The organism is Streptomyces sp. LE64, assembly GCF_052606915.1.
The window spans coordinates 3,983,664-4,006,683 of record NZ_CP199708.1 but is presented as its reverse complement, the minus strand read 5'-3'; the positions used below and the strand labels follow the sequence as shown (position 1 = coordinate 4,006,683).

Here is a 23,020-nt window from a genome sequence, read left to right as displayed (position 1 = left end):
GCCCGGGCGCCGGGGCCGGGGCGCTCCCCCGTCCCCGGCCGCCGCGGGGCACCGCTCAGTCGGTGGCTATGGCACGGAGGACGTTCATCCGGCCCGCACGGAACGCGGGGACCAGTGCGGCGAACAGTCCGACGAAGGCCGAGCCGACGAACACCGTGACGATCGTCGGCCAGGGGATCTCCAGGACCTTGAGCCCCTCCAGCGCCAGCAGCTTCTGGGCGGTGGTGCCCCAGGCCATGCCCAGCCCCAGGCCGAGCAGGGCGCCGAAGAGGGCGATGACCACCGACTCCAGCCGGATCATCCGCCGCAGCTGGCGGCGGGACATCCCGATCGCCCGCATCAGCCCGATCTCCCGGGTCCGCTCCACCACCGACAGCGCCAGGGTGTTCACCACGCCCAGCACGGCCACGATGATCGCGAGGGCCAGCAGCCCGTACACGATGTTCAGCAACTGCCCGACCTGGTCCTGGAGCTGCTCCTTGTAGTCGGCCTGGTTGCGGACCGTGTACTGCGGGAACTCCTTGAGGTCGCCCTTGAGGGAGGCGTACGCCGCGTCCGCGCGGTCGTCCTCGGCCTTGCCGAAGACCATCACGCTCTGCGGCATCCGGTCGGCCGGCAGGTACTTCTCGACGGTGGTGATGTTGAGGTACTGCGCGTTCATGTCGATGCTGGTGTCGTCCGCGGTGATCGCGGCGATCCTCAGCTCGGCCTTCTCGCCGCCCTTGAACGCCACCGGCAGGGTGTCGCCGACCTTCAGCCCCTGTTCCGCGGCGAAGCTCCGGGACACCGACATCGCGTCCTCGCCGTAGGCGGCGTCGAGGTCGCCGGCGGTGACCTCGCGGCGCAGGTCCTGCGGATAGGTCGGGTCCGCGGCGGACAGCTCCGTGTCGTGGGTCTTCCCGTCCGGGGTGGTGAGTTCGGCGTCCACCAGCTTGTACCGGGTGACGTGGTCGAGGTCCGCGTTGGCCTTCATCGCCCGCTCGGCCTGCGCCACGATGCCCTGGCCGCTGTCGGACTGGACGATGAAGTCCGCGCCCACGGACTTGTCGAGTTCGTCCGTCGCCGAGGCCACCAGCGAGGAACCGACCACCGACAGGCACGCCACCAGGGCGAGACCGATCATCAGGGCCGCTCCCGTGGCCCCGGTGCGCCGGGGGTTGCGCAGCGCGTTCCGCTCGGCCATCCGCCCGACCGGGCCGAACGCCCGCAGGACGAGGAGGCTCAGCGCACGGACCACGGCGCTGGCGAGCAGCGGGCCGATCACCACGAAGCCGACCAGGGTGAGGAAGACGCCGAGGCTGAGGAAGAGCGAGCCGTCGCCAGCCTCCTCGGCGTCCGCGGCCAGGTAGAGCGCGGCGGCTCCGGCGCCGGTGAGGACGAGGCCGACGACGCCGCGGATCCGCCCGGACGTGCCGTCACCGGGGGTGCCCACGTCGCGCAGGGCCGCCATCGGGGAGACCTTGCCGGCCCGGCGGGCCGGGAGGTAGGCGGCGAGGACGGTGACCACGATCCCGAGGACCAGGCCGACGACCGGGGTCACGACGGTGACCGTGAGGTCCTCGGTGGAGAGCTCCATGCCGATGGAACCCATCAGCTCCATCAGTCCCACGGCGAGGCCGATGCCGGCGCCGATGCCGAGCACCGAACCCACGACGCCGAGGAACAGCGCCTCGATCAGCACCGACCGGTTGACCTGCTGGCGCGAGGAGCCGATGGCCCGCATCAGCCCGATCTCCCGGGTGCGCTGGGCGACCAGCATGGAGAAGGTGTTGACGATCAGGAAGACGCCGACGAGCAGGGCGATCCCGGCGAAGCCGAGCATGGCGTACTTCATGACGTCGAGGAAGGAGCCCACCTCCTCGCGTCCGGCGTCGGCGGCCTCCTGCTGCGTCTGGAGCTTGTAGGCACCCGCGCCGAGCGCCTCGGCGACGTTCCGCTTGACGGTGGCGTCGCTGACGCCCTCCGCCGCGGTCACGTGGATCTGGGTGAACACGTCGGTGGCCCCGAGCAGTCGCTGCTGGGCGGTCTCGGTGTCGAAGTAGACGATGGCCGCGCCCGGGTTGGTGACCTTGAAGGCGGCGATGCCGGAGATCTTCGTCGTGAAGTCACCGGAGGCGGTGATGGTGCGCAGTTCGTCGCCGAGCTTCAGCCCGTGCTTCTCGGCGGTGTCGGCGTCGACCATCATCTCGGTGGGACCGCGCGGGGCGTGGCCGGAGCTGATCTCCATGGCGCGCAGGTCGTTGCGCGTCCAGTTGCCCGCGAAGGTGGGGGCACCGCTGGTGGCTCCGACGTTCTCGTCGTCGGCGTTGACGACGGTGACGCCGGTGGAGGACACGGCTCCCTCCGCCGACACGACGTCCCGGGCCTTGGCCGCCTGCTGCACGGCCGAGCCGGGAACCGTCTCGGGACGGCCGGTGGGGGTGCTCTCACCGGCGTCCGCGGCGGACTTGGCGCTGACCGTGACATCGGCCGAGGTCGTGGCGAACAGCTTGTCGAACGTGGTGTTCATGGTGTCGGTGAACACCAGGGTGCCGCAGACGAACGCGACGGACAGCAGGACCGCCACCGCGGAGAGCGTCATTCTCCCCTTGTGCGCCAGGAAGTTGCGCAGGGAGGTCTTCACGACCGTCATGAGGTGCGCCCCCGGGCGTCGAAGTCCTTCATCCGGTCGAGCACGGCCTCGGCGGTCGGCTGGAGCATCTCGTCGACGATCCGGCCGTCGGCCAGGTACAGCACGCGGTCGGCGTAGGAGGCGGCCACCGGGTCGTGGGTGACCATCACGATCGTCTGCCCCAGCTCGTCCACCGAGCGGCGCAGGAAGCCGAGGACCTCGGCGCCGGCGCGGGAGTCGAGGTTGCCCGTCGGCTCGTCGCCGAAGATGATCTCCGGCTGGGCGGCGAGGGCCCGGGCCACCGCGACCCGCTGCTGCTGACCGCCCGACAGCTGGGTCGGACGGTGCTTGAGCCGGCCCGCGAGGCCCACCGTCTCCACCACCCGGTTCAACCAGGCGCGGTCCGGCTTGCGGCCCGCGATGTCCATCGGCAGCGTGATGTTCTCCAGGGCGTTCAGCGTGGGCAGCAGGTTGAACGCCTGGAAGATGAAGCCGATCCGGTCCCGGCGCAGTTGCGTCAGCTTCTTGTCCTTGAGCCCGGTGATCTCGGTCTCGTCCAGGTATATCTGGCCGCCGGTGACGGTATCGAGGCCGGCGAGGCAGTGCATCAGCGTGGACTTGCCGGAGCCCGAGGGCCCCATGATCGCGGTGAACTGGCCGCGTGCGATGTCCACGTCGACGTGGTCCAGCGCGACCACCCGGGTCTCCCCCGAGCCGTACGCCTTCACGACCTGCCGCGCCCGAGCGGCCACGGCCGTACGCCCTCCCGTTCCCCCGCGCTGGGGGGTGCTCACAGCCGTTGTCACCTTATGTCTCCTATGTCGGTCAGCGAAGGGGACGCGTTCCCCCCACGGAGGGAGGGAACCGGTGTCCCCGGTGGAAGCGGACGGGTGGTCGGCCCGTCGTACGACCAGTCTCGGACGCGGCCGGGGTGCCGCGCCCTGGTGCAGAGCGCAGTCTTTTCCTGGGGTTAACCTCAGTACCCGACCTGTGGCCCGCAGCAGGGTCTCGGGCGAACGGCTCGACGGCCCGCCCGCACCGCGCCCCCGCTCGGTGCCCCTGCTCGTGGACCCGCACGCCCCCGCGACCCCCCGGAGAAACCGCAGGCACGCGCCGGATCCACGGCGGGACGCCGTCGCCGGCCCCTGGTGGGCCGGCCGTTCCCCGCCGTGTAAGACCAATCTAAGGATCGGTCAGCCCCCGCACCTCCTCCGGTGGTACGACACCCGACCGCCCCCTCCTACCGAGGTACCCCTAGGGGACGCACCGGCCCGCGAGGGGCGCGCCTCAGGGTGCCGGCGCGCCCGTCGGCCCGTTCCCGCGCAGCCTCCGCCCTGCCACGGTGCGAAGGTCAAGCGCCGCACGGGCCGGGCGGCGCCGTTCCGCTCCGCCCGACGGCCGCGACCGCCCGCGCCGCCGGCGCCCTACTCCTCCTCCGGCACCGACCCGGTCAGCGCGGCCAGACTGCTGCGGACGTGCGCGATGTGGGCGCGCACCTCGTCCCACTCCCGCCCGTGCTCGCGCAGCACCCGCTCCGTCTCGCGGGCGGTCCGCTCCTCGTGGGCCTCCGCCCGCGCCAGCAGCCGCGCCGCCTCGGCCTCCGCTTCGCCCTGCGTCCGCTCCGCAGCCTCGACGGCGCGGGCCCGGACGCGCTCCGCCGCCGCGAGGCGTTCCTCCGCCCGTGCCAGGAGCTCGGCGCGCGCCGCCTCCGCCCCGGCCGCCTGCTCGGCCTCCGCGGCCTCGGCGGCCCGGTCCCGTTCCGCGAGGTCCCGTTCCTGCTCGGCGCGGAGCGCCGCCGTCCGTTCCCGGGCGCCGGCCAGGACCGCGGCCCCCTGGCCGCGGAGGTCGGCGGCGTCCTCCTCGGCCGCCGCCAGGGCGTCCGCCGCCTGGGCGGTCGCGGTGGCGATCCGTTTCCGCGCCCGGGCACCGGCGTCCTCGCGCACCGACCGCGCGCGCTCGGCCGCCGCCGCACCCAGCAACCGGCCGGCCTCCTCCGCCTCGGCGAGCAACCGGGCCGCCTCGTCCCGGGCCGCGCCCGCCACCGAAGCGGCCTCGGCCTCGGCGGAGACGAGGAGACCGGCCGCGCGCTCCCCCAGGGACTCGTAGGTCTGCGGGGCCAGCCCCGCGACCTGCTCCCGCAGCCGGACGGCCTCCGCCTCCATCTCCTTGGCGAGGACGGTCAGTCGGGCGGCCCGCTCCCAGGCCCCGTCCCTCAGGTGCGACAACTCCGCGATCCGGCGGTCGACCTGGTCCCGGCGGTAGCCGCGCCCCCGCTGCACTCCGAAACCGTGGGGCGACGCCGATGCTGCACTGCTCACCTGTGAGTCCTCTCCTCGACGCGACCGGAACCCCGCACGGAGCCGGCCCCCGGCCCCGCACGGGACCCGGGCGGCCCCGGCGCTCCGCCGTCCGCTCACCCCAGGATGCGCCCAAAGGCACCGAAAGGCGGAATCGGGGTTGTCACTTCCCATACCCGCCCACCACGCCCCCGTGTCCCGGACGCACCCGAACTCCCGCCCGCACCCCACACCCCCGCGCACGCCCCGTCGCTCTCGTGCCCCATGAGCCCCGGACGCCTCGCACACCACCGCGTCCCGCGGCGCAGCCGGCGGTCGAGGGGCACTGCCAACGCGGGAGGCGCCCGACCCCCAACGGGTCGGGCGCCTCCCGAACGGAACGAACCGTCGACGGCCTACAGCAGGCCGTCCCACATCTGCTCCAGCACCACGGACCACCAGCCCTCCGGCGAAGCGAGCGCCGCCGGGTCGAGCGCGGCGAGCTGGGCCTGGAAGTCCACCGTCCAGCGCCCCGCCTGCTCCGGGGTGAGGCCGTAGCGCAGTCGCCACATCCGCCCCAGCAGAGCCAGGCACCGCACGAACTCCGGCAGCCCGGAGTTGACGAACTGCGGCGGCACCGGCGCACCGCCCGGACCGGCCTCCACCGGCACCGCGACGATGTGCGCCGTCCCGTACTGGACGCACAGCGCCTTGCCGAAGTCGCTGCCCACCACCAGGTAGGAGGAGGCGTCCGGGGCGGGCCGGACGCCGCGCTCCTGGGCGTACTCGGCCAGCGTCGGCACCGGGTGCCCCGGCCTGGCCTGCGCCCAGAAGAACGGTCCCACCTCGACCGGCAGGCCCGCCCACATCAACGTGACCGCGACCGCCTCGGGCACCCCCTGGCGCGACACCGCGTGCTGGTCGAACCGGAAGACCCCGGGCCCGAACGCCGCCGCCAACTCCTGGGCGACGGCCTCCGGCGGCGCCGGGGGCGCCGGCTGCACCGGCGGCAACGGCGCACGCACCGGCGCGGGCCGCGCCGGGCCGTCCGCGACCTGGTGCAACTCGCCCTGGTGCTCCAACAACTGGCGCATGCCCTGCTGACGCGAGGCGTGGTCCGTGCCGTACGGGGCGATGCTCGTGACGCGCGCCTGCGGCCAGCTCTCCCGGATCATCCGGGCGCAGTACGCGCCCGGCAGTTCGCAGGACTCCAGCTCCGTGTGCAGCTCCAGCACCTGCTGCGGGGGCACGTTCATGGCCCGCAGCTCGTGCAGGATCTGCCACTCGGGGTGCGGGGTGCCCGGCGCCGAACGCCGGATCAGCTGCTGCTCCGAACCGTCCGCGGCCCGGTAGCGCAACACGGCCTGGTAGCCCGGGCCGACCATCGGCTGCCCCGGCGGAGCGGGCGGATACCCGTACGCGGGCGCCGCCGCACCCGGCGGGCCCACCGGACCGGGCGGCGGGGGCGGCGGTGCACCGGGGCCCCCGCCGTGCGGCGCCGCCGGCGCACCCGGAACGCCCGCGGGCGGGGTCGGCGGCCCGCCCGGCACGGGGCCGGCCGGGCCACCGGTGCCGGCGAACATGGTCGCCGCGTGGTGCACCCCGCCGCCCGGGGCCCCGGGCGGCCCGGGCGGCGGGGGCGGCGCCCCCGGCCCGGACGGTCCGGCCAACACCGTCGCCGCCGGGTCCGTTCCGCCCCGCGGAGTGCCGGGAGCCCCCGGAGCCCCGCCGAGCGAGGGCGTCAACTGCGTGGGCACGTAGCCTCCGGCCGGCGCACCGGGCCCCGCGGGCGCCCCCGGTCGCGCGCCGGGCACACCGGGCACGCCGGGCGGCGGCGGAGGGGGCGGCGGCACGGAGGCACCGCCCCGCCCCGGGCCACGGGGCGGGCGCTGCGCCTTGCTGGTCGCCGCGTCGGCGATGTCCTGCGCGCCCCTCGACGGCGGGGAACCCGCCGCGGACGGCCCGGGCGTCCCGGGACCGCGGGGCGCCCCGGGGGGCGGGGCGGCGGGCGCCCCGGGGGGCGGTGCCGCGGGGACGCCCGGCGGCGGGGTCGGCACGCTCGGGGGCGCGCCCGGCGCGGGGCCGGACGACGCCTGCGGTGCGGGAGGCGTGGGGCGCAGCGCCGCCGCCACCGCGGTGGGCGGCAGTTGGCTGCCGCCCTGCATCAGCGCCGTGGGGGCGTCCGCCGACACGGACGGAACCGCGCTCTCCTCGACCGCGGGCGCGGCGATCACCGTCTCGGGCAGCGGTACCGAGCCCGCCTCGTCACCACCGCCCGAGGTGTCCGTCCCGGCCCACGGCGTGTCCTCGAAGTCCGGTCGGGGCTGCGGGCCGGACGGCGCACCGGCACCGGGCGCCCCCGGGCGGGGCCCAGCACCGGCGGGCCCGGCCAGGGTCCGCGCCAGACCGGGCGGCCCGGCCACCGTCTGCGCCAGGGGCGGCTCCGGCGCGGCCGGAGCCGCCGGCGCCCCACCCGTTGCGGGGCCCGAAGCCTCAGCACCCGGCGCGGAGGCGGCGCCGGCCGAGGTCGACGCCCCGGCACCCGTGGACCCACCGGAATCACCCGCCTCGCGCCGCTGATCCGGAATCCCGGCTTGGTCCGCGGCCTCCTGCAACCACTCGGGCGGACTCAGCAGGAACGAGGTCTGGTGCAGGTCGATCCGCTCCGGCGCGGCGGGGCCGGCGCCCGCGCCCCCCTCGACGGCGCCCGCGACCGGCCCGTACTCCTCCTCGTACCGGCGGATCACCTCGCCCACCGGGAGCGACGGCCACAGCGTGGCCTCCCCGCTGTCCCGGGCGATGACGAGCCGCTGCGCACCGCCGTCCGACCGCGGGCCCTCCGGGCGGTCCTCCGCCCACACCACGAAACCGAGCCCGAACTCCCGCACCCGCACCTCCCGGTGCTGGTACGCCGGGACCTCGCCGTTGACCCACTCCTCGCCGCGCTCCTGCGCCTGCGCGAACGTCACCATCGGCTGCTCACTCCCCCGCGGCCCGCGTGTCCGACCCGGTGCCGCCCACCGGCACCGAGCGCGCGAAACCGCCGTCGACCATCAGGTTCGCCACCGTCTCCAGCTCCGGCGGACTGCCGGCCAACCGCGACAGGAACGCGTCGAAGTCCTCGCCGCACGGCATCAACAACTGCTCCACCCGTTCCTGCACCGACCAACCGTCCCGGTCCCGCACGTCGTCGTACGCGCAGAACCACACCGAACCCGGGGCCCGGCCGCGCACCCGTACCGCCAACAGACCGCCCTGCACGAAGCCGATGCCCAGGTAGTCCTTGGTCAGGTGGTCGCGCAGGCACTTGTTCATGTAGACGAGGTCGTTGACCGCCGCCTCGTCCCGCACCGTGAAGAAGGGCTGGTCCACCAACAGGCCGAGTTCGGCGTCGAGCGCCACCCCCACCGGGGCGCAGCCGCCGGCCGCCTTCAGGAACGTGCGGTACGCCCCCGGCAGCCGGTAGCCGAGTTCCTCCTCCACCGACTGCACCTGGGCCTCCGACACGGCCACCGCGCCGCGCGGCAGACCGACGTGCGCGGGGCGCGTCTCCTGCAAGGGCCGCGTCCCCCGCTTCTCCTGGTCCACCGGCGCGGTGGCCAGGCCGCCGTGGTGCCGCAGCAGCGCCTTCACCTCGACCGGCACCAGCTCCAACCGCCGGGTGCCCGCCACGTGGTGCCAGGTCCAGCCGTGCGGGGTCGCCACCGAGGGCACCGATTCCCACAACGGGTGCCGCTCCGCCGCGCACACCGCGTTCGCCGACACGTAGTCCGTCAACCGCAGTTCGTCGACCCCGAAGCCGGCCGGCGGCTCCGCGACCTCCACGGCGACCCGCGCGTACGGCGAGAAGTCCGGATGCCCCCGCTCGTCCACCCGCACGCCCCGCGGGTGCCGGGCCGCCCGGACCGGGTCCGGGAAGTGCACGACCTGCCCGGCGTACACCGCGTTCGGCGGCACGGCCTGCTGCCCGAGCCGACCTGTCGTCATGGCGGTAGCCCCCCTGCGGCACTGGGTTGGATCGATGCGTGATCATGTACGTCATCGATGCGGACGGAACTCAGTCGGCGACAGCCTAATCCGAACCGCCATGCCGGTCATCGGCCCACGACTTCGGTGACCTGCTGTCACGCCGACGTGACCGTACGACGAGCGACACGCGCGACGGCCTGCCCCGCAACGCCGCAGCTTCCACAGCGGCGCTCGGATTTGGCAGGCTGATACACCGCACGCGGGGCGGCCACACCAGCCAGGCGCCCTCCCGCGGGGAGGGAAGCAGGTCCGATGAGAACACAACAAGCACGGCCGATCCGACCGACCCCGTCGGCCGGCGCGACGGCGACCGTACCGGCGCCCACGCCCGCGCGTGCCGCGTCCCGCACGCCGTCCGGCACCTTGGGGGACCCCCGGGTGGGATGGAGTGCCGAGCGCACCGTGGACCCCCCGGTCCTCGCCCACCGCAGGGACGGCATCCTCCCGACCGTCGCCGCGGCGCTCTCCGTCCACGGCACGACGCTCACCGGCACGGCCGCCCGCGGCGACCGGCCGCCCACCCTGCACCCCTTGGTCCAGGAGTTCCTCGACGCACTCGCCGGCGACCGCCGCGACCGCTACACCGGACGCTGCGCCGAGACCATCCTCATCTCCCGTCACCTCACCGCCGCCGACACCGAACGCTCCAAACGGGCCCGGCGCAAACCCATGACCAACGGCGAAGCCCGCAAGGCCCTCAAGCACGCCAAGCTCACCACTCGGCGCATCCGCGAGGACGACGACCCCCTGCACGGCACCTTCGCCCACCCCTGCCGTGCCTGCGCCGCCCTCGCCAGCCACTTCGGCGTACGCGTCATCGGCCCCCGCTGACCAGCCCCGCACCCGCCCCCACCCAACGAGAGCCGATGCAGCCCGACCGCACCTCCACCACCCGCTTCCCCGTCCCCGTCGACGCCGCCCTGCGCGCCGCCGGTTGGGAACCCGGTCGCTGGGACATAAAGCAGGCCGAGTACTGGGCCGACACCCTGCGCGCCCACACCTCGCCCGCCGGCCACGAGCACGCCGTCTTCCCCGCCGCCGTCGAGGCGTGGGCCGAGTTCGGCGGGCTGCACCTCGCCCCCGGGCCCGTCCCGCCCGGCGCCGGCCGCCCGGTCGCCCCCACCGCGGTCCGGCTCGACCCCCTGCACGGGCTGCACCTGGCCCGCACCCTCGCCGACCTCGGTCGCGCCCTGGGCACCGAGGTCAGCCCGCTGGGCGAGGAGGTCGTCGCCGGCTCGCCCGCCCCCGGTGACCACCAGGCGCTGCTCGCCATCGACGCGGAGGGCCGTGTGTACGGACTCGACCACACCGGCGACTGGTACCTCGGCCCCGACATGGACGCCGCCCTCACCACCCTCGTCACCGGAGCACGGCCGACCCGCCTCAGCACGGCCCCGTAGCCCGGCGGGCCGAGCGGCACCGAGTCCGTCAGACCCCGCGGGGGATCACCGCCGAGACCCGGAACCCCCCGCTGTCCGTGGGCCCCGACACGAACACGCCTCCCAGGGCGCTCACCCGCTCCCGCATCCCCACCAGACCGTTGCCCCCGCTGGGCAACCGCGCCGCCGCGCCCTCCCCGTCCACCGGCGGGGCCTCGTTCTCCACCTGCATCGCGATCTCCGACGTCCGGTGCGCCAGCCTCACGTACGTCCGGGCCCCCGCCGCGTGCTTGTGGACGTTCGTCAACGCCTCCTGCACCACCCGGAAGGCCGTCTGCTCCACCGCCGCCGCGTACGCGCGCAGCTCCCCCTCCACCGACAGCACCACCGCCATCCCCGCCACCCGCGACTGCCCCACCAACTCGTCCAGATCCGCCAGGCACGGCCCGTCCCCCACCGGCACCCCGCCGTCCCCGGCCGCCCGGGACGCCGCCGCCGCGGCGGCGGCCCCCACCGCGGCCAGGGGCACCGACCCGGCGCCCTGCGCCGCCGACACCGAGCCCTCGCCGGTGCGCAGCACGCCCAGCATCTCCCGCAACTCGCTCAGCGCCTGCCGTCCCATGTCCCCCACCAGTGCCGCGTTGCGCACCGCCTTCTCCGGGTCCTTGCGCGCCACCGCCTGGAGGGCCGCCGCGTGCACCACCATCAACGACACCCGGTGCGCCACCACGTCGTGCATCTCCCGGGCGATCCTGGTCCGCTCCTCGCTCCGCGCCCACTCGGCGCGCTCCTCCGCACGCTCCGCCAGCAGCTGCAACTCCCGCTCCAGCGAGTCGGCCCGCTCCCGCAGGCTCTCCATCAGCCGTCGTCGCGCACCGACGTAGAGGCCGAGCAGCACCGGGGGCGCGGTCAGCCCCAGCGACATCGTCAGGGCGATGAACAGGACGAACCAGCCCTCCGCGGGCAGCGCCCCCGCCGCCGCCTCCTGCTCGGTGCGCACGTAGGACACGATCAGCGCGCCGAGCAAGGACATCCCGGCCAGGCCCGCGATGATCCGGCGCGGGGCCTCGGAAGCGGCGAGCGAGTACAGGCCCACCACGCCCAGCAGGAAGCCCATCTCCGCCGGGGTGACCGCGATCGCCACCAGCACCACCGCCACCGGCCACCGGCGCCGCACCAGCAGCACGGCCCCGACCAGCATGCCGAACACCAGCCCCGCGCCGGAGGGCAGGCCGACGCCGCCGGCGAAGTCGGCGCCCTGCTTGGCGCACTCGATGCTCGACAGCGCGGCCAGCGTCACGTCCAACACGGCGCTGCGCCGCCGCGGCCACCACCACGGCCCGGTCAAGGCCGCCCGGTGGTCTTCCCCCGTCGTGGTCATGGACCCAGCGTACGGGCGGGAGGGACGGCTGCCACGAGGAGTTTCGGGGGGACGGACGTCCCGGGGCGCCCGGGCGGTGCGGGCTCCCGCGGACGCCCCGACCGCGAGGACTCCGGAGGCGCGTGCCGCGGCCGTTCGGCGGTGTGTGTCCGCAAAAGGACCGAACCGTGCGTGGCCGGGAACCGTGACGGCGACCACGGTCGACTCGGGTAAGGTCTGGGGCAGTGATCCGCCGTGGGGTAACGGTAGCCCGCAGGCCTTTGAAGCCTTGTAGTGCTGGTTCGAATCCAGCCGGCGGAGCCACTGGCTTCCGGGCCCCACCGCGCAGGAGGGGCCCGCGCTCATTTCCGGCCCCCTACGCCCCGGTATCCTGCGGTTGTCCGCACCCAAGCACCGAAAGCCGAAGGGCACACCGTGAGCACTCGCCCGGCCGCCGTCGTCGTTCTCGCAGCGGGTGAGGGCACCCGTATGAAATCGGCCACACCCAAGGTCCTGCACGACATCTGCGGACGTTCCCTGGTCGGTCATGTCCTCGCCGCCGCCCGGGAGCTGGAGCCGGAGCGGCTGGTGGTGGTCGTGGGGCACGCCCGCGAGCGGGTCGCCGCGCACCTGGCCGAGGTCGACCCGCAGGCCCGCACCGCCGTGCAGCAGGAGCAGAACGGCACCGGGCACGCGGTCCGCACCGGGCTGGCGGAGCTGGACGGCCCCCTCGCCGGAACCGTGGTCGTGGTCTGCGGTGACACCCCGCTGCTGACCGGGGAGACCCTGCGGGAGCTGGCGCGCACGCACGAGGCGGACGGCAACGCGGTGACCGTGCTGACGGCCGAGGTGCCGGACGCGACGGGGTACGGGCGGATCGTGCGGGACCCGGCGTCGGGTGCGGTGACCGCGATCGTGGAGCACAAGGACGCCTCCGCGGAGCAGCGGGCCGTCCGGGAGATCAACTCGGGCGTGTTCGCGTTCGACGGGGTGCTGCTGGCCGAGGCCCTGGGGCGGGTGCGGACGGACAACAGCCAGGGCGAGGAGTACCTGACGGACGTGCTCGGCATCCTGCGGGAGGCGGGGCACCGGGTGGGCGCGTCGGTGGCCGCGGACCACCGGGAGATCGCCGGGATCAACAACCGGGTGCAGCTGGCCGAGGCGCGGGAGGTGCTGAACGCGCGGCTGCTGGAGCGGGCGATGCTGGACGGGGTGACCGTGGTGGACCCGCGCTCGACCTGGGTGGACGTGTCGGTGTCCTTCGAGCGGGACGTGGTCCTGTGGCCGGGCACCCAGTTGCTGGGCGCGACGCGGGTCGGCGAGGGCGCCGAGGTGGGCCCCAACACCCGGCTGCGGGACACCGTGGTCGGTGCGGGCGCGCGGGTGGACAACGCGGTGGCGGAGCGGGCCGAGGTGGGCGCGGGGGCGTCGGTGGGTCCGTACACGTACCTGCGGCCGGGAACCCGGTTGGGCCGGGCCGCGAAGGCGGGTTCGTTCGTGGAGATGAAGAACGCGGCGGTCGGCGAGGGCACCAAGGTGCCGCACCTGTCGTACGTGGGGGACGCGACGATCGGCGACTTCACCAACATCGGCGCGGCGAGCGTGTTCGTGAACTACGACGGCCAGGACAAGCACCACACGACGGTGGGGTCGCACTGCCGTACGGGTGCGGACAACATGCTTGTGGCTCCCGTCACCATCGGGGACGGGGCGTACACCGCTGCGGGGTCGGTGATCACGAAGGACGTACCGGCGGGTTCGTTGGCCGTGGCCCGTGGTCAGCAGCGGAATATCGAGGGCTGGGTGGCCCGGAAGCGTCCGGGGAGCGCAGCGGCGAAGGCGGCCGAGTCGGCGGCCCGGGAGGCCGGGGGCGAAAGCTGACCGGATTCGGGTGCGTCCGATAGCGCGTACCGTGATAGGTGCACTCATTCCGCTGGATTGGGGCATTGATTCGGCTGGCTCGTCGGTGCGGGACGCGGACGGGTGCAGCAGCTGCGAACACGTCGAGGAGACTGTGCTGTGACCGGGATCAAGACGACCGGCGAGAAGAAGATGATGCTCTTCTCCGGCCGCGCCCACCCCGAGTTGGCCGAGGAGGTCGCCCACCAGTTGGGGGTCGGCATTGTGCCGACGAAGGCATTCGATTTCGCCAACGGTGAGATCTACGTCCGTTATCAGGAGTCGGCGCGCGGCGCGGACTGCTACCTGATCCAGAGCCACACCGCTCCGATCAACAAATGGATCATGGAGCAGCTCATCATGATCGACGCGCTGAAGCGTGCGTCGGCGCGGAGCATCACGGTGATCGTGCCCTTCTACGGGTACGCCCGGCAGGACAAGAAGCACCGCGGTCGGGAGCCGATCTCGGCGCGGCTGGTCGCGGACCTGATGAAGACCGCCGGTGCCGACCGCATCCTCGCGGTGGACCTGCACACCGACCAGATCCAGGGCTTCTTCGACGGCCCGGTGGACCACCTGTTCGCGCTGCCGGTCCTGGCGGACTACGTGGGCGCCAAGGTGGACCGCTCGAAGCTGACGGTCGTCTCCCCGGACGCGGGTCGGGTGCGGGTCGCCGACCGCTGGTGCGACCGGCTGGGCGCACCGCTGGCGATCGTGCACAAGCGGCGCGACAAGGACGTGGCGAACCAGGTCACCGTGCACGAGGTCGTGGGTGACGTGAAGGGTCGCGTCTGCGTCCTGGTGGACGACATGATCGACACCGGTGGCACGATCTGCGCGGCGGCGGACGCCCTGTACGCGCACGGAGCCGAGGACGTCATCGTCACGGCCACGCACGGCGTGCTGTCGGGTCCGGCGGCGGACCGGCTGAAGAACTCGAAGGTGAGCGAGTTCGTGCTGACGAACACCCTGCCGACGCCGAACGAGCTGGAGCTGGACAAGATCACCGTGCTGTCGATCGCGCCGACGATCGCGCGTGCGGTGCGCGAGGTCTTCGAGGACGGTTCGGTCACCAGCCTCTTCGACGAGCAGTAGGACCGCGGGGCGGTGGGCGCGGGAGCCGTCGTCGCCCGCACCGCCGGCGTGATCCTTTTGGAGTGCGGCCTGCCCGCCGAGTAAGCTGGTGGAGTTGCTCGGCGAGGGAGGCCGCACTTCTCATGTGCGGCGGTCCGTTATCGACGCGCTCTTCGTAGCAGGCCAGTCGTACGGCCGGGTAACGGCCGTAGTTTCCGATCACCCTACGAGGAGTGCAGATGTCCGAGGTCAAGCTCGCCGCCCAGACCCGTACCGAGTTCGGCAAGGGCGCCGCCCGCCGCATCCGCCGTGAGCACCAGGTTCCCGGTGTGCTGTACGGCCACGGCACCGCGCCGGTCCACCTGACGCTGCCGGGCCACGAGCTGCTGCTCGCCCTGCGCACCCCGAACGTCCTGATCTCCCTGGACATCGAGGGCCGCACCGAGCTGGCGATCCCGAAGTCCGTGCAGCGCGACGCGGTCAAGGGCTTCCTGGAGCACGTCGACCTGCTGCTGGTGAAGCGCGGCGAGAAGGTGGCCGTCGAGGTTCCGGTGCAGACCGAGGGCGAGCTGGCCCCGGGCAACTTCCTCCTGGAGCACGTGCTGAACGCGCTGCCCGTCGAGGCCGAGGCCACGCACATCCCCGAGTCGGTGACCGTGTCGGTGGCGGGCCTGGAGGCCGGTGCCTCGATCCACGCCAAGGACGTCGTGCTGCCGTCCGGCGTCTCCCTCGCCGTCGACGAGGACGCGGTGGTCATCCAGGTCCTGGCCGCGCAGGTCGAGGAGGCCCCGGCGGAGTCCGCCGAGGGCGAGACCTCCGAGGCGTGAGCCCGCGTCCCGCGCCGCGGGACCGTGCAGTGTGTGGTTCCACAGCCGTCGCCCCGCCGGGGCGACGGCTGTGGCCGTGAGGGGCGTACCGGAGAGGCGGAGGACGATGACGGACGGCGACAACGCGCCCTGGCTGGTGGTGGGGCTGGGCAACCCGGGGCCGGGGTACGCGATGAACCGGCACAACGTGGGGTTCATGGTGGCGGACCTGTTGGCCGCGCGGATGCGGGGCACGTTCAAACGGGCGACCAAGGGACAGGCACAGGTGGTGGAGGGGCGCATCGGCCCGCCCGGGCCGGCGAGCCGGCGCGTGGTGCTCGCCAAGCCCCTGTCGTACATGAACCTGTCGGGCGGGCCGGTGACGGCGCTGCGGGACTTCTACAAGGTGCCGACCGCGCAGGTGGTCGCGGTCCACGACGAGTTGGACATCGACTACGGGGTGCTGCGGCTCAAGCTGGGCGGCGGGGACAACGGGCACAACGGGTTGAAGTCGATGACGAAGGCGATGGGGCCGGAGTACCACCGGGTGCGGTTCGGGATCGGTCGGCCGCCGGGGCGGATGCAGGTCGCCGACTTCGTGCTGAAGGACTTCTCGTCGACCGAGCGCAAGGAGCTCGACTACTTCGTCGACCGGGCGGCCGACGCGGTGGAGTGTCTGCTCGCGGAGGGGCTGGAGCGGGCGCAGGGCACCTACAACGGGTGAGCCGGCGTCCGGCCCGTGCGGTCTCGCGGGGCCGGACGACGGGCGCCCGCCGCCCGCCGGAAGGTGGGAGTGGTCACAGCCGGATGTACATCTCGGGACATGTCGCGGCGGGCAGTTGACCTGGGGTCAGGAGATGGCCAAGGATCCGGGCCATGGCTGCGACGCGTTCCCCCTCGGGCCGCCGGGTCCGCCCCTCCCCCTCCGGCCGGATCGCGGTGTCCTGGGCCGGCCGGGCGGTGATGGCCGCCGTGGCGCTGCTGCTGCTCGTCGCCGGGGTGTGGGCGTCCTGGAGCAGCGCGCAGCACGTGATGCTCTCCAAGGGGCGCGAGCGGGGCACGATGACGGTCGCGGGGTGCGACGCGGAGGAGTGCGTGGGCCCCTACGCGCCGGCGTCGCCGGGTTCGTCGAGCCGGGCGCGGGTGGTGCTCGACGAGTCGGTGGGCGCGGACCCCGGTGATCGGATCGCGGTGGTGGTGAAGCCGGGCACCGACGAGGTGGTGCGCGCCGGCACGTCGGGGGTGCTGCGGGCCTGGGTGCCGCTGGGCGGTGCGCTGTTGTTGGCGGCGGTGATCCTGGCGGGGGGCGTGCGGATGCCCCGGACCGCGTGGGCGACGGCCGCCGCAGCGTTGACCTTGCTGACGGCGGCCGTCGTCACGGTGTAGGGCGGGTCAGCCGGTGTTGCGCAGTCCGGCGGCGACCCCGTTGACGGTGAGCAGCAGGGCCCGGCCGAGCAGCGGGTCGGGCTCCTCGCCGCGTTCGGCGGCGGCCCGCTGGCGGGCCAGCAGCGACACCTGGAGGTAGGAGATCGGGTCCAGGTAGGCGTCGCGGATGGCGAAGGTCTGCTGGAGCACCGGGTGGGTGTCGAGCAGGCGCTCCCCGCCGGTGACCCGCAGCACCTCGCGGACGGTCAGCTCGTGCTCGGCGACGATCGCGTCGAAGACGTGCTTGAGGTCCTCGGGGACGAGGGTGTCGACGTAGTGGCGGGCGATCCGCAGGTCCGTCTTGGCGAGGGTCATCTCGACGTTCGACAGGAAGTTGCGGAAGAAGTGCCACTGCTCGTGCATCTCGTCCAGGACGGCGTCGAGGCCGGCCTCGCGCAGCGCCTTCAGCCCGGAGCCGACGCCGAACCAGCCGGGGACGATCTGCCGGGACTGGGTCCAGCCGAAGACCCACGGGATGGCCCGCAGTCCGTCGAGGCCGGCGCCGGAGTCGGGCCGGCGGGCGGGGCGGGAGCCGAGGTGCAGGTCGGCGAGCTGGTCGACGGGGGTGGAGGCGAAGAAGTACGCGGGCAGGTCCGGGTCCTCGACCAGGGTCCGGTAGGCGGCGTGGGCGGCGTCGGAGACGACGTCCATCGCCGCGTCCCAGCGGGCGAGGGCCTCGACGGACTGCCGGGGCGCGGTGTGCAGGGCGGACGCCTGGAGGGTCGCCGCGACGGTCAGTTCGAGGTTCTCCCGGGCGAGGGAGGGGACCAGGTACTTGTCGGAGATGACCTCGCCCTGCTCGGTCACCTTGATCTCGCCCTCCAGGGTGCCCCAGGGCTGGGCGAGGATCGCGTCGTGCGAGGGGCCGCCGCCGCGGCCCACGGTACCGCCGCGGCCGTGGAAGAGGCGCAGCCGCACCCCGTGGCGGTGGGCGACGTCGCGCAGTCGGCGCTGGGCCCGGTGGATCTCCCACTGGCTGGTGGTGATGCCGCCGAACTTGGAGGAGTCGGAGTACCCGAGCATGACCTCCTGGACGTCCCCGCGCAGGGCGACCAGCCGCCGGTAGGAGGGGTCGGCGAGCATGCCGTCGAGGATGACGTCGGCGGCGCGCAGTTCGTCGGTGGTCTCCAGCAGCGGCACGATGCCGATCTTGGCCCAGCCGGCGTGCAGGTCGACCAGTCCGGCCTCGCGGGCCAGGACGGTGGCGGCGAACACGTCGTCGGCGCCCTGGCACATGGAGATGATGTACGACTCGATGACCTCGGGCCCGAAGACGGCGAGCGCGCGGCCGATGGTGTCGAAGACGCCGAGGGTCTTGCGGCCGGCGGCGTCCAACGGGGCCGGGGTGGGTGCGAGGGGGCGGCGGGAGCGCAGTTCCTTGGCGAGCAGCTTGGTGCGGTGCTCGCGGGGCATGTCGGCGTAGCGCCAGGACTCCTCGCCGAGCCGGTCGAAGAGCTGGCCGAGGGCGTGGTGGTGGGCGTCGGCGTGTTCGCGGACGTCCATGGTGGCGAGTTGGAGGCCGAAGGCGGACAGGGTGCGGATGGTGCGGTTCATCCGGCCGTCCGCGATGAGCGCGCCGCGGTGCTCGCGCAGGGACGTCTGGACGAGGGTGAGGTCGCGCAGGAGTTCCGCGGTGCCCAGGTAGTCGCGGCCGGACTGGTGCGGGGTGCCCTGGGCGAGGCGCGCCTTGGTGTTCTCCAGCTTCTGCCGGATGCAGGTGGCCTTGAGCCGGTAGGGCTCCTCGGCGTTGAGCCGCTTGTAGCGGGGGCTGATCTCGGGCAGGTGCTCCAGGTCGGCCTGGAGGGAGGTGAGGAGTTCCTCGGTGGCTCCGGTGTAGCGGATGGAGTTGGAGAGGAAGCCGCGCAGTTCGTCGACGAGCGCGAGGGCGTCGTTGATGCCGTGCTCGTGCTGGAGGATCAGGACGTCCCAGGTCACCTGGGGGGTGACGTTGGGGTTGCCGTCGCGGTCGCCGCCGATCCAGGTGCCGAAGGTCAGCGGGCGGGTGTCGTCGGGGAGCCGGAAGCCGACGCGGTCGAGTTCGGCGGTGAGGTCCTCCAGGACGTCGCCGACCGCCCCGGCGTGCAGTTCGTCGAGGTAGTAGATGGCGTTGCGGGCCTCGTCGGCGGGCTCGGGGCGGACCACGCGCAGTTCGTCGGTCTGCCACACCAGGTCGATGTTCTCGGCGAGGCGGACGTCGTGGCGGCGGCGGTCGGCCTCGATGACCGGCGTCTCCAGCAGACGGGCGATGCGGCGGAGCTTGTTGAGGACGCTGCGCCGGGCGGCCTCGGTGGGGTGCGCGGTGAAGACGGGGCGCACGTTGAGGTTGGCGACGGTGGCCCGCAGGTGCTCCGGGTCGGCGTCCTTGAGGCGGTCGGCGGTGCGGGCGAGGAGTCCGCCCTCGGCGGCGCGCCTGGCCCGCAGTTCCCGGCCGCGGTGCACCTGCTCGGTGACGTTGGCGAGGTGGAAGTAGGTGGAGAAGGCGCGTACCAGCTTCGCCGCGGTCTCCAGTTCGGTGCCGCCGAGGAGTTCGGCGGCGGCTTCCCCGTCCTCACGGGTCAGGCGGCGGACGCGTTCGACGAGTTCGAGGAGCTCGGGACCCTCCTGACGGACGAGGGTCTCGCCGAGCAGGTCACCCAGTCGGCGGATGTCGGCCCGCAGTTCGGGGCTGGTGGTGGGAGTCCGGTCGTCGGCACTGCTCACAGGTGCGGCTCCTTGCAGTGTTGAGGCGCTTCTGGAGGGGAACCCGGGTCGTCGGTGATGAGGGCGGTGGACACCGCTCACGGCCCGGGACGAACACAGAGCGGACGACGCTGTCCGGCCGTCTCCAAGGATAGGTGTCCAAACGGACGCGCGGTCCGCGGGCCTCTCGTCCGACGGCTACGCACTGCCATACTTGCGTCGCCGTGGGTTACGGGCGTGCGGGAATCCCGTCCTCCCCGTGCCCGCGCGCCCCCTCCCCCGTCCCCGACCCCCCAAGGGAACGCACCATGATCACCCGCTCCGACGTGCTCGACGACGCCGCACCGGCGGCCCGGGGGCCCGCCCCGGCCGTCCCCTCCGCGACCCTCGGCGGCGAGCGGAAGGGCTCGGTCGAGCAGATCGCCCTGGCCCTCTTCATCGTCGTGCCGTTCCTGGCGCTGGCCGCCGCCGTCCCGCTGGCCTGGGGGTGGGGGGCGAGCTGGCTGGACGTGGGGCTGCTCGTCTTCTTCTACTTCCTCGGCTGCCACGGCATCACCGTCGGCTTCCACCGCTACTTCACGCACGGCGCCTTCAAGGCGAAGCGTCCGCTGCGGATCGCGCTGGCCGTCGCCGGCTCGCTCGCGGTGGAGGGGCCGCTGGTGCGCTGGGTGGCCGACCACCGCAAGCACCACAAGTTCTCGGACGCGGAGGGCGACCCGCACTCGCCCTGGCGCTACGGGGACACCGTCCCGGCGCTCCTCAAGGGGTTGTGGTGGGCCCACATCGGCTGGATGTTCGACCGGGAGCGGACCTCCCAGGAGAAGTACGCCCCGGACCTGGTGAAGGACCCGGCGATGCGCCGGATCTCGCGGCAGTTCGTGGGCTGGACGGTGGTGTCGCTGGCGCTGCCCGCACTGGTCGGCGGGCTGGTCACCCTGTCGTGGTGGGGGGCGTTCACCGCGTTCTTCTGGGGTTCGCTGGTGCGGGTGGGGGTGCTGCACCACGTGACGTGGTCGATCAACTCGATCTGCCACGCGGTCGGGAAGCGGCCGTTCCGTTCCCGGGACCGGTCGGGCAACGTGTGGTGGTTGGCGGTCCTGTCCTGCGGCGAGTCCTGGCACAACCTGCACCACGCGGATCCCACCTCGGCGCGGCACGGGGTGCTGCGCGGGCAGATCGACTCCTCCGCACGGATCATCCGTTGGTTCGAGCGGGCGGGCTGGGCGTACGACGTGCGGTGGCCGTCACAGTCCCGGATCGACTCCCGACGCCACCGGGAGCCCGCCGAACCGGCATGATGGACGACGTGGCGACCGACTCCAGCACCTCCAGCGAGAAGCCGCGGCGTCCCCGCCGCACCCGGATGACCGGTGCGGAGCGCCGCCAGCAACTACTGGAGATCGGTCGCACCCTCTTCGCGGAGAAGGGCTTCGAGGGCACCTCCGTCGAGGAGATCGCCGCGAAGGCGGGCGTCTCCAAGCCGGTGGTGTACGAGCACTTCGGCGGCAAGGAGGGCCTGTACGCGGTGGTGGTCGACCGGGAGATGCGCCGGCTGCTGGACGGGGTGACGGGCTCCCTGACCGCCGGGCACCCCCGGGAGCTGCTGGAGGAGGCCGCCTTCGCGCTGCTCGACTACATCGAGGAGTACACGGACGGGTTCCGCATCCTGGTCCGGGACTCGCCGGTCGCCCAGTCGACGGGTTCCTTCGCCTCGTTGATCTCGGACATCGCCACGCAGGTGGAGGACATCCTGGGGCGCGAGTTCAAGAGCCGGGGCTTCGACCCGAAACTGGCGCCGCTGTACGCGCAGGCGCTGGTGGGGATGGTCGCGCTGACCGGCCAGTGGTGGCTGGACGTCCGCCGTCCCAAGAAGGCCGAGGTCGCCGCCCACCTGGTCAACCTGGCCTGGCACGGCCTGGACGGCCTGGAGCCCCGGCCCCGGCTGATGGGCCACCGCAAGGCGTGAGGGGCGGCGTTCCCCCGACCGGTCCGGCAGCTCACGCCGTACGGGCCACCACGAAGATCCGCCGGAACGGGAACACCGTTCCGTACCCGGCGGGCGGGTAGGCGCGGCGCAGGGCCGTCCGGTACTCGTCCAGGAAGGCGTCGAGGGCGGTCGGGTCGGCGTCGAGGGCCGTGAGGACGGGGCGCAGGGTGGTGCCGGCGACCCAGTCGAGGACGGGGTCCTCGCCGGTCAGCACCTGGGCGTAGGTGGTCTCCCAGGTGTCCACCGTGCAGCCCAGCCGGGCGAGGACGTCCAGGTAGGCGGCGGGGGTGCGGACCGCGCCCTCGTGCCGCAGGACGCCGTCGAGGCGGGCGCGCCAGCGGGGCGAGTCGGCCAGTTCGCGCAGCAGGACGTGACTGGGGGCGTCGAAGTTGCCGGGCACCTGGAAGGCGAAGGTGCCGCCCGGCACGAGCCCCGCGATCCAGTCGGCGAACCGTTCGGTGTGCCCGGGGACCCAGTGCAGCAGGGCGTTGCTGACGAGCAGGGCCGGCGGGTCGGCGGGGTCGGGGGCCCACTCCCCCGCGTCGGCGGGGGCGAAGTCGAGGTGACCGCCGCCGGCGGTGGGGCCGGCCAGGGTCCGGGCCCGGTCGAGCATGGCGGGGGAGGCGTCGTAGCCGGTGATCCGGGCGGCCGGCCAGCGTTCGGCGAGCAGGGCGGTGACGTTGCCGGCCCCGCAGCCGAGGTCGGCGATGCGGGGCGCGGGACCGCCGGGCAGTTCGGGGACGCGGGCCAGGAGGTCGACGAACGCCCGGCCGCGGTGGCCCGCGTGGCGCAGGTACTGGTGCGGGTCCCAGACGGGGGTGGTGGTGGGCACGGTGGACCTCCTCGGGGCGGTGGGCCGTCCACCGCCCATCTATCTTGACATCAAGAGACTTCATGTCGACAGACCTACTACACTGATCGCCATGGAGGACGAGGTCGATCGGCTCGTCGCGGCGTGGCGCCGGGAGCGCCCCGACCTCGACGTCGAGCCCCTGGAGGTGCTCAGCCGGGTGAGCCGGCTGGCCCGGCACCTCGACCGCGCACGCAGACTCGCCTTCGCCGAACACCAGCTCGAACCCTGGGAGTTCGACGTGCTGACCTCCCTGCGCCGGGCCGGCACCCCCTACCAGCTCTCCCCGGGCCAACTGCTCACGCAGACCCTGGTGACCTCGGGCACCATGACCAACCGGATCGACCGGCTCACCAAGAAGGGCCTCGTCGAGCGGCTGCCCGACCCCACCGACCGGCGCGGCGTCCTGGTACGGCTCACCACGGAGGGCCGGGACCGCGCCGATCAGGCCCTGGCCGGCCTGCTGGACCAGGAGCGGGCCATCCTGGCCGAGCTGTCGCACGCCCAGCGTGCCGAGTTGGCCGCACTGCTGCGCCAGCTCACCGCCCCCTTCGACAACTTCCCCGGCTGACCGCCCCGCACCACGACCGGGACGAACGGCCGTATTCGGTCAGGTCCGGTCACCATCGCGTCATTCGCCGGGAA

The 23,020-nt window shown here is 73.7% G+C and carries 18 protein-coding genes and 1 tRNA gene; 11 read left to right on the top strand and 8 right to left on the bottom strand.

Annotated elements, in window-relative coordinates:
- Positions 1-55: 55 nt before the first annotated feature.
- The 5 genes from ACSMX9_RS18180 to ACSMX9_RS18160 all read right to left on the bottom strand — a co-directional run bounded on the left by ACSMX9_RS18180 (position 56) and on the right by ACSMX9_RS18160 (position 8,874).
- Positions 56-2,632: an ABC transporter permease gene (locus ACSMX9_RS18180; RefSeq protein WP_445395192.1), complete on the bottom strand. Its 2,577-nt coding sequence runs from the start codon at positions 2,630-2,632 to the stop codon at positions 56-58.
- The gene (locus ACSMX9_RS18175) at positions 2,629-3,417 is read right to left on the bottom strand and encodes an ABC transporter ATP-binding protein (RefSeq protein WP_351242997.1); all 789 of its coding nucleotides are present in this window, start codon (positions 3,415-3,417) and stop codon (positions 2,629-2,631) included. The genes ACSMX9_RS18180 and ACSMX9_RS18175 overlap by 4 nt, the downstream gene beginning before the upstream one ends.
- Positions 3,418-4,035: 618 nt before the next feature.
- Entirely contained in the window at positions 4,036-4,929 is an 894-nt protein-coding gene (locus ACSMX9_RS18170; protein ID WP_445395190.1) for a cellulose-binding protein, read from the bottom strand.
- A gap of 374 nt (positions 4,930-5,303) precedes the next feature.
- A complete protein-coding gene (locus ACSMX9_RS18165) occupies positions 5,304-7,859 on the bottom strand; it encodes an SUKH-4 family immunity protein (RefSeq protein ID WP_445395188.1) in 2,556 nt (851 codons plus the stop codon).
- Between the two features lie 7 nt (positions 7,860-7,866).
- The gene (locus tag ACSMX9_RS18160; protein WP_445395186.1) at positions 7,867-8,874 is read right to left on the bottom strand and encodes an SMI1/KNR4 family protein; all 1,008 of its coding nucleotides are present in this window, start codon (positions 8,872-8,874) and stop codon (positions 7,867-7,869) included.
- Positions 8,875-9,168: 294 nt separating this feature from the next.
- Between ACSMX9_RS18160 and ACSMX9_RS18155 the strand changes: the two genes are divergently transcribed.
- Both ACSMX9_RS18155 and ACSMX9_RS18150 read left to right on the top strand, forming a co-directional pair.
- Positions 9,169-9,747 carry a YwqJ-related putative deaminase gene (locus tag ACSMX9_RS18155; protein ID WP_445395184.1) on the top strand — a complete coding sequence of 193 codons (579 nt, stop codon included), beginning with the start codon at positions 9,169-9,171 and terminating at the stop codon, positions 9,745-9,747.
- A gap of 35 nt (positions 9,748-9,782) precedes the next feature.
- Positions 9,783-10,316, top strand: coding sequence for an SUKH-3 domain-containing protein (locus tag ACSMX9_RS18150; protein ID WP_445395182.1), 534 nt, complete (start codon positions 9,783-9,785; stop codon positions 10,314-10,316).
- Positions 10,317-10,344: 28 nt separating this feature from the next.
- On the opposite strand, the gene ACSMX9_RS18145 is transcribed toward ACSMX9_RS18150, so the two are convergent.
- On the bottom strand, positions 10,345-11,676 hold the full coding sequence (locus tag ACSMX9_RS18145) for a sensor histidine kinase (RefSeq protein WP_445395180.1): 1,332 nt from the start codon (positions 11,674-11,676) through the stop codon (positions 10,345-10,347).
- A 228-nt stretch (positions 11,677-11,904) separates the two neighbouring features.
- Between ACSMX9_RS18145 and ACSMX9_RS18140 the strand changes: the two genes are divergently transcribed.
- From ACSMX9_RS18140 to ACSMX9_RS18115, 6 genes are all read left to right on the top strand, one after another.
- Positions 11,905-11,979 (top strand) — tRNA-Gln (locus ACSMX9_RS18140).
- 111 nt (positions 11,980-12,090) lie between these two features.
- Positions 12,091-13,536 carry a bifunctional UDP-N-acetylglucosamine diphosphorylase/glucosamine-1-phosphate N-acetyltransferase GlmU gene (gene glmU, locus ACSMX9_RS18135; protein ID WP_445395178.1) on the top strand — a complete coding sequence of 482 codons (1,446 nt, stop codon included), beginning with the start codon at positions 12,091-12,093 and terminating at the stop codon, positions 13,534-13,536.
- 138 nt (positions 13,537-13,674) lie between these two features.
- Positions 13,675-14,649, top strand: coding sequence for a ribose-phosphate diphosphokinase (locus ACSMX9_RS18130; protein ID WP_351243013.1), 975 nt, complete (start codon positions 13,675-13,677; stop codon positions 14,647-14,649).
- Positions 14,650-14,867: 218 nt separating this feature from the next.
- A complete protein-coding gene (locus ACSMX9_RS18125) occupies positions 14,868-15,455 on the top strand; it encodes a 50S ribosomal protein L25/general stress protein Ctc (RefSeq protein WP_445395176.1) in 588 nt (195 codons plus the stop codon).
- A 106-nt stretch (positions 15,456-15,561) separates the two neighbouring features.
- Positions 15,562-16,158, top strand: a complete 597-nt coding sequence (gene pth / locus ACSMX9_RS18120) for an aminoacyl-tRNA hydrolase (RefSeq protein WP_351243017.1) — start codon at positions 15,562-15,564, stop codon at positions 16,156-16,158.
- Between the two features lie 152 nt (positions 16,159-16,310).
- Complete coding sequence (locus tag ACSMX9_RS18115; protein ID WP_445395174.1) at positions 16,311-16,820, top strand: hypothetical protein; 510 nt, start codon at positions 16,311-16,313, stop codon at positions 16,818-16,820.
- A gap of 6 nt (positions 16,821-16,826) precedes the next feature.
- On the opposite strand, the gene ppc is transcribed toward ACSMX9_RS18115, so the two are convergent.
- Entirely contained in the window at positions 16,827-19,559 is a 2,733-nt protein-coding gene (ppc, locus tag ACSMX9_RS18110) for a phosphoenolpyruvate carboxylase (RefSeq protein ID WP_445395172.1), read from the bottom strand.
- A 287-nt stretch (positions 19,560-19,846) separates the two neighbouring features.
- Here ppc and ACSMX9_RS18105 point away from each other — a divergent pair, with 287 nt between their 5' ends.
- Positions 19,847-20,836 carry an acyl-CoA desaturase gene (locus tag ACSMX9_RS18105; protein WP_445395170.1) on the top strand — a complete coding sequence of 330 codons (990 nt, stop codon included), beginning with the start codon at positions 19,847-19,849 and terminating at the stop codon, positions 20,834-20,836.
- Positions 20,833-21,504, top strand: coding sequence for a TetR family transcriptional regulator (locus ACSMX9_RS18100; RefSeq protein WP_445395168.1), 672 nt, complete (start codon positions 20,833-20,835; stop codon positions 21,502-21,504). Before ACSMX9_RS18105 ends, ACSMX9_RS18100 begins: the two co-directional genes overlap by 4 nt.
- A 31-nt stretch (positions 21,505-21,535) precedes the next feature.
- Here ACSMX9_RS18100 and ACSMX9_RS18095 read toward each other — a convergent pair whose 3' ends face one another.
- Positions 21,536-22,357: a trans-aconitate 2-methyltransferase gene (locus tag ACSMX9_RS18095; RefSeq protein ID WP_445395166.1), complete on the bottom strand. Its 822-nt coding sequence runs from the start codon at positions 22,355-22,357 to the stop codon at positions 21,536-21,538.
- Between the two features lie 91 nt (positions 22,358-22,448).
- Between ACSMX9_RS18095 and ACSMX9_RS18090 the strand changes: the two genes are divergently transcribed.
- Positions 22,449-22,946, top strand: a complete 498-nt coding sequence (locus ACSMX9_RS18090; RefSeq protein WP_445395164.1) for a MarR family winged helix-turn-helix transcriptional regulator — start codon at positions 22,449-22,451, stop codon at positions 22,944-22,946.
- Positions 22,947-23,020 lie beyond the last annotated feature (74 nt).

Excerpts from the sequence above, each read along its gene's own strand:
- ACSMX9_RS18180 (WP_445395192.1), bottom strand. The coding sequence starts at position 2,632 with ATGACGGTCGTGAAGACCTCCCTGCGCAACTTCCTGGCGCACAAGGGG.
- ACSMX9_RS18165 (WP_445395188.1), bottom strand. The coding sequence starts at position 7,859 with ATGGTGACGTTCGCGCAGGCGCAGGAGCGCGGCGAGGAGTGGGTCAAC.
- ACSMX9_RS18160 (WP_445395186.1), bottom strand. The coding sequence starts at position 8,874 with ATGACGACAGGTCGGCTCGGGCAGCAGGCCGTGCCGCCGAACGCGGTG.
- ACSMX9_RS18155 (WP_445395184.1), top strand. The coding sequence starts at position 9,169 with ATGAGAACACAACAAGCACGGCCGATCCGACCGACCCCGTCGGCCGGC.
- ACSMX9_RS18150 (WP_445395182.1), top strand. The coding sequence starts at position 9,783 with ATGCAGCCCGACCGCACCTCCACCACCCGCTTCCCCGTCCCCGTCGAC.
- ACSMX9_RS18145 (WP_445395180.1), bottom strand. The coding sequence starts at position 11,676 with ATGACCACGACGGGGGAAGACCACCGGGCGGCCTTGACCGGGCCGTGG.
- ACSMX9_RS18125 (WP_445395176.1), top strand. The coding sequence starts at position 14,868 with ATGTCCGAGGTCAAGCTCGCCGCCCAGACCCGTACCGAGTTCGGCAAG.
- pth (WP_351243017.1), top strand. The coding sequence starts at position 15,562 with ATGACGGACGGCGACAACGCGCCCTGGCTGGTGGTGGGGCTGGGCAAC.
- ACSMX9_RS18115 (WP_445395174.1), top strand. The coding sequence starts at position 16,311 with ATGGCTGCGACGCGTTCCCCCTCGGGCCGCCGGGTCCGCCCCTCCCCC.
- ACSMX9_RS18105 (WP_445395170.1), top strand. The coding sequence starts at position 19,847 with ATGATCACCCGCTCCGACGTGCTCGACGACGCCGCACCGGCGGCCCGG.
- ACSMX9_RS18100 (WP_445395168.1), top strand. The coding sequence starts at position 20,833 with ATGATGGACGACGTGGCGACCGACTCCAGCACCTCCAGCGAGAAGCCG.
- ACSMX9_RS18090 (WP_445395164.1), top strand. The coding sequence starts at position 22,449 with ATGGAGGACGAGGTCGATCGGCTCGTCGCGGCGTGGCGCCGGGAGCGC.